The following is a 15,046-nucleotide window of genomic DNA, read 5'->3' on the forward strand; positions in this document are numbered from 1 at the left end:
CAGACCGCCGCGCCCATAGCCCCACCCAACCAACACACATCGATAGCACTGCCGCGAAGCGTGTCAGCTCAGGCTGTCCATGTGCTTGACCATCTGCCACGATCCGTCAGCGGTGGTGGGCCTGTCATCGACCGCGGTGTTCACGGGTGCCCATATGCCGTGCCTCACGGTCAGCTCCCGGGGCATGACGGTGAAGGGGCGATGGAAAAGGTCACACCACCGACAAACCGGCGCCCCGAGCCCCACCCGGCGAAACTCAGGCAAGCGGCGAGTCGTCCGGCAGGCGGCGGACGGCGGGCAGGTATCCATCCAGGTCGCCGGGCTCGAACCGGCGTTCCCGCACCGACCACCAGAGCCGGCCGCCGGGGTCCCCCCGCAGCTTGTAGGACCCGTCCGGGCGTAGGACGGCCCAGCCGTCCGGCGGCAGGTGGACCAGCGTCGCGGCGGGGGTGAACGGCAGCTGCCAGAGCCGGATCGTGCCGTCGCTGCCGCCGCTGTACAGGCCGGTGCCGTCTGGTGTGAACGCGACCGACCAGACCCACTCGGCGTGGCCGGACAGGACCGCGGGCTCCCGGTCACCGTCGAGATCCCAGACCCGGACCGTCCCGTCCTGCCCACCGCTGGCCAGCCGGGTGCCGTCCGGCGAGAAGGCGAGGCAGGCGACCGCCGGTGGATGGACGAGCAGGCGGGCGCGTTCCTGGCCGGTTGTCACGTCCCACAGGCGGACCCTGCCGCCGTCGCCGCCGCTGGCGAACTGCGTTCCGTCCGGTGAGAAGGCGACGGCTCGCACCCAGTAGGCATAGCTGCGCAGCCGGGTCAGCTGACGTCCGGAGGCGACGTCCCACATCCGGACCCAGCCGTCGCTGCCGCCGGTCGCCAGCCGCCGGCCGTCCGGCGCGTAGGCGACCGCCAGCGCCCAGGGAGTGGTGAGGGCCGGGCCCACCTCCTCGCCGGTGGCGGTGTCCCAGCGGCGGACGGTCCCGTCGCGGCCCGCGGTCGCGAGGTGGGCACCGTCGGGCGAGAAGGCGACGGCGTGGATCGGCGCGCCGTGGCCCTCCAGGCGGACCTCGGGGGCGGCGGGCAGGCCCTCCTCGCCGGGCTGTCCGCCGGGCTGTCCGCCGAGCGGGCGCGGAACCTGGCGGATGGCGGCCACACCGTCGTCGCCGCCGTGAGCGAGGAACCGGCCATCGGGTGAGTAGGCGACCGAGCGCACCCACGGAGTGCCGTCCGCCATCCGCTCCAGCTGGCCTTCGACCCCGGTCGACCAGACCTGGACCGACACGCCGCCCGCGACAACCTGCGAGCCGTCGGGGTGACAGGCCAGCGAGAGGACGGCCCCGCCGCCAGCCGCGACCATCTTCCGCCGTTCACGCGAACGGACGGTCCACACCCGGACGGTGCCGTCGTCACCAGCCGAGGCCAGCAGCTCGGTGTCGGGCGAGAACGTCACCGCCGACACCCGGCCGGCATGGCCGACGAGGCGGGCCCGCGGCGATCCGTCGGCGAGGTCCCAGACCAGCAGGCCCTGCGCGCCACCGGCGGCGAGGAGGGTGCCGTCGGGGCTGACACACAGGCCGCCCGCCGGACCCACCGAGCCGATCAGCGACGCCTCCGCCCGGCCGTCGAGAACGTTCACCAGGCCGACCCGGCCGTCCTCGTGTAGATACGCGAGCCGACCGTCGGGCGCGAAGGCCAGCGCCACCACAGCCGCTTCCGGTGTGGTGAGGCGGGCTCGCTCCAGGCCTGTGACCGCCTCCCAGACCACCAGCTCTCCCGCCGCGCCCGCCGCCGCGAGCAGCGCCCCGCCGGGCTGGAAGCCGACGGCCGTCGCGCCGCCGCGGGGCGCGGCGAGGCGAACGATGACATCGCCGGTGCCGGCCGCCCACACCGTGACCACGTCCTGCCCACCGCCGGCCAGCAGGCTCGTGTCCGAGCTGAACGAGAAGATCCGCGCGGTCTGGTCGGCGCCGCTCATCGCCCGGCAGGCCCCGGTGGTCAGGTCGACGACCTGCGGCCTGCCGTCGACGTGTCCCGCCGCCCGCTGGCCGTCCGGCGCCAGCACCGCTCGCGGCGCCGGCGCGAGGCCGACCGTCGGCGGTCCCGCGGGTGTCGACGGCGCCACGGCCGCCGCCAGTGGCACGGCCGCCGCCAGTGGCACGGCAGCGATTGTCGGCACGGCGCTCGGCGTCGACGCGGCCCCGGTGCCGCGGTCCCAGGTCACGGTCGTGCCGTCGGCGGTGAGGGCGCGCAGCCGGCCACCGTCCGCGGTGAACGCGAGATCCAGCGCACCCGGCTGGGGGGCGACACCCACCGTGGCCGCGTCGCGGCCGACGACGGCGGCGGCGGCGAGCTCCGGGCTGCCGGCGACCCGCTCGTCGAGGTCGGTTCCGACGAGGGCCGCGCCGTCCCAGCGAGAACCCGTCACCACCGCGCCGACCAACGAACAGCCGACGAACGTGGCGCCGGTCAGGTCGGCGCCGCTGAGGTCGGCGCCGACGAGCCGTGAGTACTCGAACCGGGCACCGGCGAGCCGCGCACCGGCGAGACAGGCCCCCGTGAAATCGGAGCCGAGCGCCGTGAGGCCGGCCATGTCCGACCCGGTGAGGTCGGCGTTGCTGACGACGCAGTCGGCGAGCGTCGACCCGGTCAGCTCGACGCCGCGCAGCTCGCGGCGGGACAGGTCCAGGCCCTCGTGCCGGCCCCGGGCCAGCCCGGTGGCCGCCGGGACCGGCGCGCCGAGGTGGCGCGCCACCGCCAACGCGTTCGTCCGCTCGGGTCCCGACGTCCCGGGCGCGTCCAGCACGGACCGCGCCCAGGCCAGCGCCGCGTCGCCACCGGCCTCGGCGGCGAGGAACTCGACCATCAGGGGGGACATCTCGCGCAGGGCCAGCAGGCGGGGCCGGCCGCCGCCGGCCAGCTCGGTCGCCAGCTCGGCGGCGACCAGGTAGTCGGCCACCGAGTCGTGCACGAACCCGAAACGTCCGTCCTCTCCGCGGGTCAGCAGCGTCCCCGAGCCGACGAGGTGGGCGGCATGGTCGGGTTCCAGCACCGCGTCGGACAGCGCGGCCAGGGTCTCGGCGGCGGTGCCGGTGAGCTCGGAGAGGCTGACGGTGCCAACGCCGTCCCGCCACATCCGCACGGCGAGCACCGTCACCATCCGCCGACGTTGGACGGCGCCGAGCGTCTCGGCCGCGCCGGGTGGCCGAGCGCGGGCCACCTCGACGTCGATCCAGGCCGACACCAGCTCCCGGTAGAGCCCGGCCGCGTCGGATCCGTCCCCGGGCGTGGCGACCCGCAGCAGCCGGTCGGGGTCGAGGGTGGCGACGAAACCAAGCATCCGGGGGTTGCGGGCGAGGGCCACCAGATCGTGCGCGGACCGGATCGCCGCGAGGCATTCCCGCGCGCGCCGCTCGGCCAGGCGACCGGGGCCGGGGGAAGGGCCGAGGGAAGGGTCGGGGGCGGTGCCGGGGGCCGCGTCGGAACCGGCGTCGCCGGATTCGAGGTCATCGGCGGTGTCGGGATCGCTGAACAGGTTGGTGAGGAAGGCCAGGATCTGTTCCTCGGTGAACTCCTCCAGCCGGGCCAGGCGGCTTCCCGGCTCCAGTTCGACCCGGCGCGCGAGCGCGGTCCGCACCTGGTCGGTCGAGCGGAAGTGCTCGAGCCGACTGGTGATGACGATCTTCGCTTCCCCCGTCGCGCCGGCCAGCAGGCGGTCGAGGTGCTCCGCGGCCTTCTCGTACGTGACGCGGAAGGAAAGCTCGTCGAATCCGTCGAACAGCAGCACGAGCCGTCCGGTCCGCAGCAGGTACTGGAACCGCCGACGGTCGAATTGCTCCTCCCCCGCGGCGATGAAGTGCGCGGCGACCAGCTCGTCGAGCGAGTGGGCCTTCTCATGGCCACGCAGGTCGATGAGCACGGGCGTCAGGTGCGGGTAGCGATGAGGAAGCGCTCGGGCGACCTGGCGAAGCAGGAACGTCTTTCCCTGGCCCGCTCCACCGAGCAGGACGACCACTCTGGCGCCGTCGCCGACCAGCCAGCCGATGACCTGGTCGACCGCGTCGTTCGCGATCCGATCGCCGCCGGGCTCGAGGCGACGCAGCCGCTGGGCGACGTACAACGACGGCGGGTATCGCGCGTCGGCGGCCAGGCGGGCGGCCTGCCGCGCCTGATAGGGCCTCAGGTCGTACAGCCCCTGATATTCCGGAAAGCTGGTCAGTCGGACACCCCGCCGGCTGGCCGCGGCGACCAGGTCGTCGGCCGCGCGCGGGCCGCCGTAGACCAGCTCGGAGACGACGTTCGGATCGGCGGCGGAGTACGCGCGGTGAACGCCGTCCACGAAGTCCCACAGCCCGGCCTCGTCGATGCCGTGCTCGTAGACGCCGACCGCGATCTGCGCGATGACCCCGTCCCGTTCCCGCGCGACGCGAAGGTACGGTGCGTCTCCGGGCGAGGTGCGCAGGATCGTCACCTTCGCGGCGGAGTGCCGTAGTCGGGTGGCCTCGACGACGCGGGCGAGAAATCCATCGGCCTCTGCCGTCTCGACGGCCAGAGCCGGCAGGTCGGCCGGGGCGGATGGGGCGTCCGGACCGGGGAGGGATGCCGGGGTCGGCCGGGTGGAGGTCGTGCCGGCACGCCGGGGCAGTGCCGTCCCGACGTCGCGCCATGCCCGCCGCACGCTCGCCGGCCCGGCCCGTTCGTCCTCGCCCGTCGGGGCCCACCCCGCCGGCCCCGGCTGGTACGTCCGGCCGATCCGCCGCAGGCCGTCCGCGTCGACGCGGACGAGTTGGTAATGGCCGGCGCCCGCGGGCAGCGGCCGGTCCGGGACAGCGCCCAGCGCGAGCGGGCCGGCCGGTGTCGTCGGCGACGGCGGCGACGTGAACGCCCGGGTGTCGGCACTCTCCGGCTCGCCGTGTAGCAGCAGGTTGAGCCGCCCGCCCTCGGGCGTCGAGTCCGCCCCGGCCGCGGGCCCGGGACGACCGTCACCGCCGCGCGGCGGTTCGGGCGCGTGATGGCGGATGCCGATCCGCAGCCATCCGCGCTGCTCGTACGGGGCCAGCGCGGCGTCGAACCAGCGCTCCTGCCGGGGTCCCAGCGTCGCCGGTGGCGACGTCAGATGGGTGGTCGCGAAGGTCGTGTTGAGCCCGGCGACGGCCACCCAGAGCCGCGGCATCTCGAACAGGGACCACTGCTGGTCGACCAGGAATCCGCAGTCGGTCGTGTCCGGGTAGAACGCGGTCAGCAGGGCTCGGTAGTGCTTCCACTTCGGCCAGAACGGAGGCTCGGGTTCCTCGTCGTCGCCGGCGCAGCTCGCGAAGTAGCCACGGCACAGGTCGTGGTTCACGTCCCGGGGGCCCGGCACGATCGCGACGTGCTCGCGCGGGATGTCCAGCGCCTCCGCGAGGTCGGCGAGCACCGTCGCGGCCTGGGTGAACTCCGGCCTGCGCGCACTCGCCGTCAGGTCGCCGGTGACCACGACGAGGTCCGGCCCGTGCCCCGCCTCGTCGGCCATCCGGCGGACGTCGTCGACGAGGTCGCGGCCGAGGGCCCGCAGCGGCGCGCCGGTCTGCCCCGGGCCGGCGACGAAGGCCTCGCCGTCGCCGATCCGTAGGTTCGGCAGGTGCAGCACGGTCACGGCCGACCGGACGGCGGACTCGGCCGGATCGACGGGCTCGGCCGGGCCTTCCGGTCCAGTCAGGGCCCGTCCAGCGGCATCGGCGGCCGCGGCGGGATCCGCCCCATCGGAGCCCGAGGGAGGCACGGCCACGGCGACGGGACCCGCCAGGGCGCGAGGCGTGCCATCCAGGCCGGGCCTGGGACCGGCTCCCCCACCGCGCGCGCCGCCCCCGGCGGGCGGCCGGTCGCCGTCCTCCGCGACGGCGGCGAGGATCCGCCGGGCCAGCGCGGCGACATGCTCGCGTTGCCGCGCCACGTCGAAGCGGCGATCCCGCCAGTCCTCGTACTGCCGGCCGGCGAGTACCGCGACCACGTCGTGGACGGCCCCATGGTCCGCGGGCTCCAACGAGCCGATGTCGATCCAGTAGATCGGCAGAACCAGACCGGCGCGATGAAGCCRCCGTTCCCGGCTCAGGAACCGCCGAAGCTCCGCGACACACTGCRCACTCGCCAGGTAGCTCGGCGAGATGATGGGCACCAGCACGCTGGCGGTGTCGAGAGCACCGCTGATCCGTTCCTCCCAGGCCTGACCCCACACGAGATGGTCACGGTCCCGGAACACGGGCATGTCGCGTCCGGCGTGGACGCGCAGCTCCTGGGAGAGCATCCTGTGCAGCAGCCCAAGCTGGGCTCCGCCCTGATCCTCGTCAGCGTGCGCGTAGCTGAAGAAACAGGCTGGCTCGGCCAACAGCACCCCCGTGGCGTGGCGAGTCCGTCAGGCGTGTGGACGGTCCGCACACCATCATTGTGCCTACGGTAATGGGGCTGATGGCCTTAGTGACACGGCCGTCGCCATCGTGACTACGCCGGCGCCGATGCCGCCCTACCTCAACCCCGCGACGGGGCCGCCGTCAGCTGRCTCTCGGCTCACCGATGCTGGCCGGACGTCTCCCGCGCATGGCCCAGCCCGGCGAGCGCGGCCTCGCGCGCGGTGCGCACGGTCGGCCGGGTTCCGATGCCCGGACGCAACCGCAGCGCATTGTCCAGGTCGTCGAGCGCGTCGGCGTAGTCCCGCAGCGCGGCGTGTATCTCGCCACGGCCGGCGAGCGCCTCGACCGCGTCCGGCGCGATGGTGAGTACCGAGCCGAAGCAGGCCACCGCCGCCCGCAGGTTGCCCGCCAACCGCAGCGCCCGGGCCAGCTCGATCTTCACCACGAGCTCGGAGGGCAGCCGCCCCACCGCGGCGCCGAGCTGCGCGGTCGCGCCCGCGTACTGCCCCGTCTCGAGCAGCAGGCGCCCCTGCGCCACGAGCAGCCAGCCGACCGCCGCGTGGTCCTGCGCCATCTCGTAGTAGTTCGCGGCGAGCCGGTACTTGTCACCGGCCTCGTCGAGGCGCCCGCCGCGGAAGTACACGTCCCCGAGCAGTGACGCGGCGCGGCCCAGGTCCCGGGTCGTGACCGCCTGCGGATCGGCGACCACGCGTAGAGCCTGGCGTTCGGCCAGCATCAGGTCGTCGTCGGCGAGCGCCGCCTCGGCTGTCTCCAGGAGGGCCGAGACCGTCGCGGTCGCCGGGCGGCCCGCTCCAGACCCGCCGGGGACGACGAGGTCACGCGACGGYCCGCGGAACCGCCCGCTCAACAGCGTCGGGTCACGCCGCCCGCCGGGGGGCTCCGGAGCGTCCGACGTCGGCGGCGCGACACGAATCACATGCCGGTCCACCAGTGCGCGGATCACCGACGCGGAGGGACGTTCCTCCTCCGGACGCCACCCCGGCGATTCACCCGGTTGTCCCGGGGCCACCACGCGCAGCCAGTCACCCAGTCGGGGCGCCGACACGCCGCACAGGTCGGCGACCTCGGTCACCGCCGCGGCCAGGAACGCGCCGATGGCCCCGTCGACGTCGACGTGCCGGCGCACGTCGTCGGCATCGATCATGGTCAGGTCGACGGGCAGCGCCGCCCAGAGCGCCTGGCAGGCGATCTGTACCAACACCGGCTCGACCGCCTCGGCGAGCACCGGGCGCCGGGTGGCGAAGGCCCCCGTCGCCGTCTCGCTGCGTATCGCGCGCAGCAGCTCCTCGGCCGCGTCGACGGACATGGAGCGCCCCGTCCCGGCGGTCGGCGCGAGAATCGCCTGGAAGGCTTCGTGCGGAGCCAGGCGGGACACGCCGAACGTCATCGCCGCGTGCCCMCCCAGGGTCGCGACGAATGGCTCCAGGGCGGGCAGCGACTCATCCCTAACACAGAGGACGAGGCGGAAGTCCGAAAAAACGTCGATCAATTCGGCGAGTTGGTCGAAAAACGTCAGCCGATTGACGCCCACACGACCGTTGCCACTGACGACGCTGTCCAGGCGGTCGATGACCGCCACCATCGGCCGGGAACCATCCACATACCGTGATACCCGCAGGCGTCGGACGAACTCGGCGATCGAAAACTCGACCAGCTGTCCCGGCGACTCGGCCGGCGACCAGGATGACAGCAGGGCAAAGATGTAGGGGTTGTGTTCGGGCATGGCCGCCAACGGCACCGACAGCCGGCCCGTCACCTGCCCTACGGGAAGTACGTCGACGCCACGCGCCTGCAACAACGGCATGGCACCGGCCTGTACCAGCGACGTCTTGCCGACACCCGACGGGCCATGTACCACGACGACCCTGTTGTCCGCGCACAGGTCGACCAGTTCCTGCGACGCGGCCGCCCGACCGTGAAAAATCCGGTGCTCATGCGTCTGATATGGGCGGGCGCCGACATAGGGACCAACCACGGACGCCGGGAGGGTCGTCACGTTCCGCTCCGCCGCCACGAACCCTTCGCGTCAGGTTCCCGGCCGGTCGGCGCCGCGCGGCGGTCGGCGCGCCGACCGGCCGTCGCGGGGGGCGCKGATGCGGCGCGAAGTGGGCCGCCCGCAACAGGTCCGCGCATCCCCCTCACCGCTATACCCGCCCTACCATGTCTCGACGTGCCAACCGGCACCTGATCGGACACAAGCTCATCATCGACCGCGACCCCGCCTCGCGGCTGTTGACTCTGGGTGTCCGCAGCAGTCTTATCAGGTCTGCTGCATGCCGTGTCAACTGGGCTCGGACGCGCTTCGAGCCACCGCTCGCACGAGGTACGCGGTCGTGCGCCTTGCGCCCTTGACGACAGCTCTCCCGCCCATTTCTCGGGCCGCGACATTACCGACATGTTGCCCAGGCCGTCGCTCGTCCGGCCGTTCCAGGATCGTGCGGCGGAATCACCCGTCGACGGTGCCTCCCGCGCCGCGGCGGTACCTGGATCGCGGGCTTGGGGCACGTCCGTTTGACAGGTCATGCAGCGGGCCTGATAAGACTGCTGCGGACCCCCCTGGTCAACAGTCGCCGCGCGGAGAGGCACCTGCGGCCATGCACGAGGAGCCGTTTCTCATCCACATGGCAACCTTCGCCCCTAGCCGCGGTGACTGGCTATCCTCCGTCAGGACCGGTCCATGTCAGGCACGGCGGCTCTCCTCGGCCGGTACTGAAAAGCAGGTGGCGAAACTCGCGCGGCCGCGCCTGCCTAGCCGTTGCTAGGGGGACGCGCCAGCGTATCATCATGCATCATCTGGATCTGAACGAGCAGCCGGGGGCCCCCGTGACGGAGATGGTGGATACGACCGCGCCGGTGACCCGCGGCGTGCCGTCCGTCTGGGGAAGCGTCCCCCAACGAAACAAGAACTTCACCGGCCGGGAGACGCTTCTCGCCGATCTTCGGGAGCGGCTCACCGGGAAGGTCACCGCTGTTCTCCCGCATGCCCTCCACGGGCTCGGGGGTGTCGGAAAGACGCAGCTCGCCATTGAATACGCCTACCGGTACGCCGAGGACTACGACCTGGTGTGGTGGGTGTCGGCCGACCAGCAGCCGCTGGCCCGCTCCGCGCTCGCCGGCTTGGCGCCCCGGCTGGGTCTCACCGGTGTCGCGGCCGGCCGGCTCGAGGACGTGGTGCCCGCGGTGCTGGACGCGCTGCGCACCGGCCGGCCCTACGCGCGCTGGCTGCTCATCTTCGACAACGCCGACCAGCCGGAGACGATTCGGGAGCTGATCCCGCAGCTCATCGAGGGCACGACCCACTCGCCGGGGCACGTGCTGGTGACCTCCCGTAACCATCGTTGGGAGAGCCAGGCGGACGTCGTCGAGGTGGACGTGTTCGACCGTGACGAGAGCCTGGCCTTCCTGAAGCGCCGCGTACCAGGCATCGGCACGGACGACGCGGACCGCCTGGCCGTGGAGCTCGGCGACCTCCCGCTGGCGCTGGAGCAGGCCGGCGCTCTGCAGGCCGAGACCGGCATGCGAGTGGAGGACTACCTGCGGCTGCTCGCGAAGGAGGCGAGCAAGCTGCTGGCGGAGAACCCGCCCTCCGACTACCCGGTTCCGGTCGCCGCCGCCTGGGCGCTGTCGGTGAGCCGTCTCAGCGAGCAGCTGCCGTTCGCCATGGACCTTCTGCGCCGATGTGCCTTCTTCGGTCCGGAGCCGATCCCGCGTGACGTGTTCGACCGCGGCCGGTCCGTGATCGACTCACCGCTACGGGCGTCCCTCGAGGATCCGATCCTGGTCAGTCGCGCCATGCGCGAGCTGGGACGTTACGCCCTCGCCCGCATCGACAACCGGAACAAGTCGGTGCAGGTCCATCGCCTCATCCAAAGACTCATCCGCGAAGAACTCGACGAGGAGCAGTCCGCCGGCATGCAGCGTGAGGTTCACGAACTGTTGGCCGCCGCGGACCCACTGGACGCCAGCGACCCGGCCAACTGGCCGAGGTACGAGGAACTGCTGGCGCACGTGATCCCAGCCGAGGTCGTGTCCAGCGCCCACCCCAGGGTCCGGCGGCTGTTCTCCAACATGGTGCAGTACCTCTACGAGACCGGTGACTACACCACCTGCCGGCAACTGGTGGAGCTGGCGATCGACCAGTGGACCGCCGACCCCGGTCAGGACGAGCGGGACGTACTGCGGATGCGTGCCCTCAAAACGGACGTCCTCTGGCAGCTTGGCCACTATTCGGAGGCCTACAACCTGCGTCGGCCCACCCTCGACCGAATGCGGGACACCCTCGGGTACGAGGACGAGGACACTCTCATCGTCACCAGCGGACATGGTGCCGACCTGCGGGTCCGCGGCGAGTTCGCGGCGGCGCGCGACCTCGATGAGGACTCGCTCGCGCGCCATCTGCGGATCTTCACCGCCGAACATCCCAGAACGTTCAACATCGCCAACAACCTGGCCGTCGACTGTGGCCTCAACAGCGAGTACCGACGCGCACGCGAGCTGGACGAGAAGACCTACCAGGATCGGCTCGACTTCTACGGCGCCGACGATCACCCGTCCGTCATCTTCTCGCTCAGCGCCTGGGCGCGGGACATGCGGCAGGCCGGCGACTACGTCGCCGGTCGGAAGACCGCCGAGCAGGCCTACCAGCGATACCAGGTCCTGCTGAAATCCGGTGGGCGGCGGTTCACCGAGACCCACCCGTGGGTGCTGCTGGCGGCCAAGGACCTCTCGGTCGCGCGGCGCAAGGCCGGTGAGTTCGAGTCCGCGCTCGACCTGGGCAAGGAGGTGCACGAGAAGTACGAGCGCACCTACGACAAGCGGCACCTCGACCGCCTCGCGGCGGGCATGAACCTCGGCAACGCCCTGCGGGCCAGGGACGAGCTCGAGGAGGCGGCCAACGTGATCATGGAGACGGTGGCGCGCTACAAGGAGTCACTCGCCCCCAGCCATCCGTACGTGCACGGGTGCGCGCTGAACCTCGCCCTGRTGCAGCGCCAGCTCGGTGAGGTGGCCGCGGCCCGAGAGCTGTTGGAGACCTCACGCGCGGGCCTGGAGACGAGCCTGGGCCAGACGCACCACTACTCCCTGACCTGCGTGTTCAACCTCGCCAACGTCCACGCGGAGCTGGGCGACTGGGAGCGGGCACGGCAGCTCGACGAGGAGGCCCTCGCGGGGCTGGAGAAGCGGCTCGGTCAGCAGCATCCGCACACGATCGCCTGCGCGGCCAACCTGTCGCTCGACCTGAGTGCGCTGGGCAAGACCGAGGAGGCCGAGCAGCGCCAGGCGGAGGCGCTCCAGCAGTACACGGCGGTACTCGGCCCGGATCATCCGGACGTTCAGGCGGCCGCGGCGGGCCGCCGGGTCGACTTCGACTTCGAGCCGCCGCCGCTCTAGGCACGAGGGGCCGATCGCCCGGTTGAGGTTATCGGGCCGCTGCCGCCGGTCTGGCGTATACGCGCGCGGCGGGCGTCAGCGCCTGTTTCGGCGTGGAGGTCCCGGAGGCCGCAGGTCCCGAATCGGTCACCACGCGATCCAATGCGCCAGCGTGACCGGGTTCGGTGCAGCTGGGTTCGGCGCGTCTGGGTTCGGCGCGACCAGGTTCGGGCGGCTCGGCGTCCGCCGGATCTCCGCGTGCAGCGCGGCGAGCTGCGCTGGGCAGCGATGCAACGGCGCGGCCTCGTCCAGTCGCCCGCTCACCACCGCCAGTCCCTCCCAGGCGCCCGCCGAACCGTCTTCGCGGATCTCCGCGGCATAGCGGACGGCCGCCTCGGCATGGCGCCCGGCGATGAGAAGCACGTCGCCGGAACTGGCCACCGCCGCCGCGGCCGCGGCCAGCCGAGCGGGCTCCGATGCCTGCTTCTCGAACCCGTCGGGATCGCGGATGCGCTGATACGCGAGTTCGAGGCGGACGTCGTCGACCTCCCGTTCGGCGGTGGGGGTCACCCGCCCGCGCGGCATGTCCCGAGGACACGGCGCGCCGGCCCGCCACGCCCGGGCGGCCAGTTCGATCGCCGCCTCGTCCGGTCGGACGTTGCGTAGCTGCCACCCCGCCCGATGGCTCGCGGCGACGTCGTCGGCGAGGCACTCGACCCACGGCCGGACCGGTTCGTCGAGCATCGGCCTGAGACGGGCCCGCATGCCCGCGACGAACCGTTCGCCGAGCGCGGTAAGCCGTCCGGACCCGGCCACCGTGTCCATCGCCGTCCACACGGCCCGTCGCCAGCGGGCGAACTCGAAGTCGGCATGTCGGCACAGCGCGCGATCAGCATCGATGTCACGCAGAGTTATTCGTCGCATCCTCCAGTAATCGACAATGCCTAGGTAGGCATAGCAGCCCTGTAGGAGGTTCCCCACTGGCCGTGGGTCGGGCCGCCACGGCGCATAGCAGGTGGCGGGCGACGGCCCATCCACCAGGTTGACCAGATGGGACAGTGCCGCCAACTTGCCGTGCTGCGCCTCGTGTACCAGCGCCAGCGCCAGCGCCGGCCCGCTCACCGGGGTGGTGGACGYCATGGCACCGAACGCGTGCCCCGACGTCCCGCTCGTCTCCTGCCCCGTCGGGCCGAAACGCAGGGGGACCACGGAGGTGACCAACTCGCGGATCACCTCGGCGCGCGGCCGATGGTGACAGACCAGCTGCCGCCACGCCTGCGCCAGGAAGTGCTCCCACCGTGCCGCCGTGGCCTCGTCGAGACGGGGATGCGACGGCAGGCCGCCGAAGCCGCGATAGGGGTCGAGGTCGTCCAGAGCGAGGTCGATCTCCAGGCCATCCGCCGCTGTCCGCAGTCGCCGGACGGGCAACCAGCGGGCGTCAGCCGAACCCGCCTGGATCGGCCGCTCGCCGTCGAGACCAGGCCCATCCACCGTGGCCCCGGCCGGTCCGCCGCGGATGACGTACCAGCCGTCGCGGCCCACGGCCGCGRCTCCCAGGCCCGGAAGGTGCACCAGCCCGGCGCGGGCCGGCACCCGCACCTCGAAGCACGCGCCGACCCGCACCGCGGCCGAGGCGGCCATGCCGCCGAGGTAGCCGAGGTCGACCGCGAGCGATGGCGCGCCTCGGCCGGTGCCGGTGCCGGTGCCAGCGGCGTCGTCCCCGTCGCCGGCGCCGGCAGCGCCCAGGCGGCGGAGGCAGAGCATGCCCCACGTACCAAGCGGAGGATGCAGCAGCAGAGTCGTGATCGTCGCCAGATGCGCCCGATGTAGCTCGGCGATCAGATCGAAGGCGGTCTCGGCACCGCTCTCGGTGAGGTCCAGCGGACGGAGCCGGCGGGCGGTGTCCACGACTGTGCGCAACAGCACCAGGCGCAGGCTGCCCTCGGCCGCCCGCAGCGCGCCCGTCGCACYGCCGTCCCCCGAGGCCAGAGCGTCGAACTCGGCGATGGAGATGCGGTGTGTGCCGCCGGTCACCGGCCCACCGCCGGAGGTGCCGCTCTGAGATCCTGAGCGACCCGCCCGCGAACATGCTCGATCAGCGCCAGGAGATCGGCGCAGTACACCGAAGGGTTACGGAATCCGCTGCCCGCCCGGTAACGGTGTGGGTAATAGCCACCACCGCAGACATCACGCACCCGGCAGTCCTGGCAGACCGGCGCGAGCGCCGCCACACCGAGCTGACGTGCCGCGATCCCAGGATGGGCGAGGACGTCGTCGAAGGAGTGCCCAGTGACCGTCAGACCGGTCGCGGCGGCACCCGGATATGACGACTTCAGAGTGTCAACCTGTTCAAGAGCGCCGTTGGTCTCCACGACGACGAGATCGACCGGCGTCAGTCCTAGCGATTCGGACCGGCTCTGACCGCCGAGCAGCAGGTTGATGATTTCGGAGAACAGACGGACGTCGGTCGGGCACGGCCGGGCGTCATACCAGCGGTCGAAGGCGCGAGCCAGCCATGAGCCATAGGGCACCACCCGGCCGTCGCCGCCATGACCGGGTGGTGGCGTGGTCCAGTTCCCATGCGGAAGCAGGAAGTCGATCCGCGGTGCGCCGAACGCCGCGAGCTCGTCGAATGTGGCCGCCGGATCGGTGTCGAGGCTGATGGTGCTAAGAATTCCACGGAATATCCGTCGGAAGCGGAATTCGCCGAGCAACCGCAGGGCACGGACGACCGCGGGTCCGCTGGGGGCGCCGCCGGCGAAGCGCCGGTGGTCGCTGCCGGCCGTGCCGTCGAAGCTCACGCTGACGCCGATGTCGTGCGACACGAGAGCGCGCAGGAAGGACTCGTCCAGCTGGACGGCATTGGTCTGGATGGTCACGACGACCTGCGTCGGAGGCGCGACGGCCCGACGCAGCGCCGCCGCGAAGGAGCACAGCGTCTCCTTGCCCGCGAGCAGCGGCTCACCGCCGTGCAGCACGACGTGGACGCGCGCCAGCCGGTGCGTGGCGGCGTGCTCGGCGATCCGCCGCACCACCGCGTCGATGACCGCCGGTGGCATCACCCGCGGCTGGTCCCGCCAGGTCTGGTCGCCCATCTCATAGACGTAGCAGTAGTCGCAGGCCAGGTTGCACCGACTGTGTATCTTGACGACGAACTGCCGGATCGGGACCGGCCGCCAGCCGCCGGCCTGTAGCTCGGCGACATCGAGAAGATCACGCGGCCATTCGACAGATGCGGCCCGCCGACCAGGCATGGGCGCTGACCCGGCGAG

Annotated in this window: 5 protein-coding genes; 1 reads left to right on the forward strand and 4 read right to left on the reverse strand. The window is 72.3% G+C overall.

Annotated elements, in window-relative coordinates; all coding sequences use genetic code 11:
• Positions 1–256 precede the first annotated feature (256 nt).
• On the reverse strand, positions 257–6,361 hold the full coding sequence (locus BCD49_RS03495) for a pentapeptide repeat-containing protein (protein ID WP_158072924.1): 6,105 nt from the start codon (positions 6,359–6,361) through the stop codon (positions 257–259).
• A gap of 179 nt (positions 6,362–6,540) precedes the next feature.
• Positions 6,541–8,400 (reverse strand): tetratricopeptide repeat protein, encoded by a 1,860-nt coding sequence (locus BCD49_RS03500; protein ID WP_007517379.1) that lies wholly within the window; start codon positions 8,398–8,400, stop codon positions 6,541–6,543.
• Positions 8,401–9,188: 788 nt separating this feature from the next.
• Between BCD49_RS03500 and fxsT the strand changes: the two genes are divergently transcribed.
• Complete coding sequence (gene fxsT / locus BCD49_RS03505; RefSeq protein ID WP_083401226.1) at positions 9,189–11,795, forward strand: FxSxx-COOH system tetratricopeptide repeat protein; 2,607 nt, start codon at positions 9,189–9,191, stop codon at positions 11,793–11,795.
• Positions 11,796–11,921: 126 nt separating this feature from the next.
• Here fxsT and BCD49_RS03510 read toward each other — a convergent pair whose 3' ends face one another.
• Together BCD49_RS03510 and BCD49_RS03515 are read right to left on the reverse strand one after the other, a co-directional pair.
• Complete coding sequence (locus tag BCD49_RS03510; protein WP_071041113.1) at positions 11,922–13,808, reverse strand: HEXXH motif domain-containing protein; 1,887 nt, start codon at positions 13,806–13,808, stop codon at positions 11,922–11,924.
• Positions 13,805–15,028, reverse strand: a complete 1,224-nt coding sequence (locus BCD49_RS03515) for an FxsB family cyclophane-forming radical SAM/SPASM peptide maturase (RefSeq protein ID WP_007517383.1) — start codon at positions 15,026–15,028, stop codon at positions 13,805–13,807. The genes BCD49_RS03510 and BCD49_RS03515 overlap by 4 nt, the downstream gene beginning before the upstream one ends.
• Between the last annotated feature and the right edge of the window lie 18 nt (positions 15,029–15,046).

Source organism: Pseudofrankia sp. EUN1h (assembly GCF_001854645.1).
In the GTDB taxonomy this organism is placed as follows: Bacteria; Actinomycetota; Actinomycetes; order Frankiales; family Frankiaceae; genus Pseudofrankia; species Pseudofrankia saprophytica.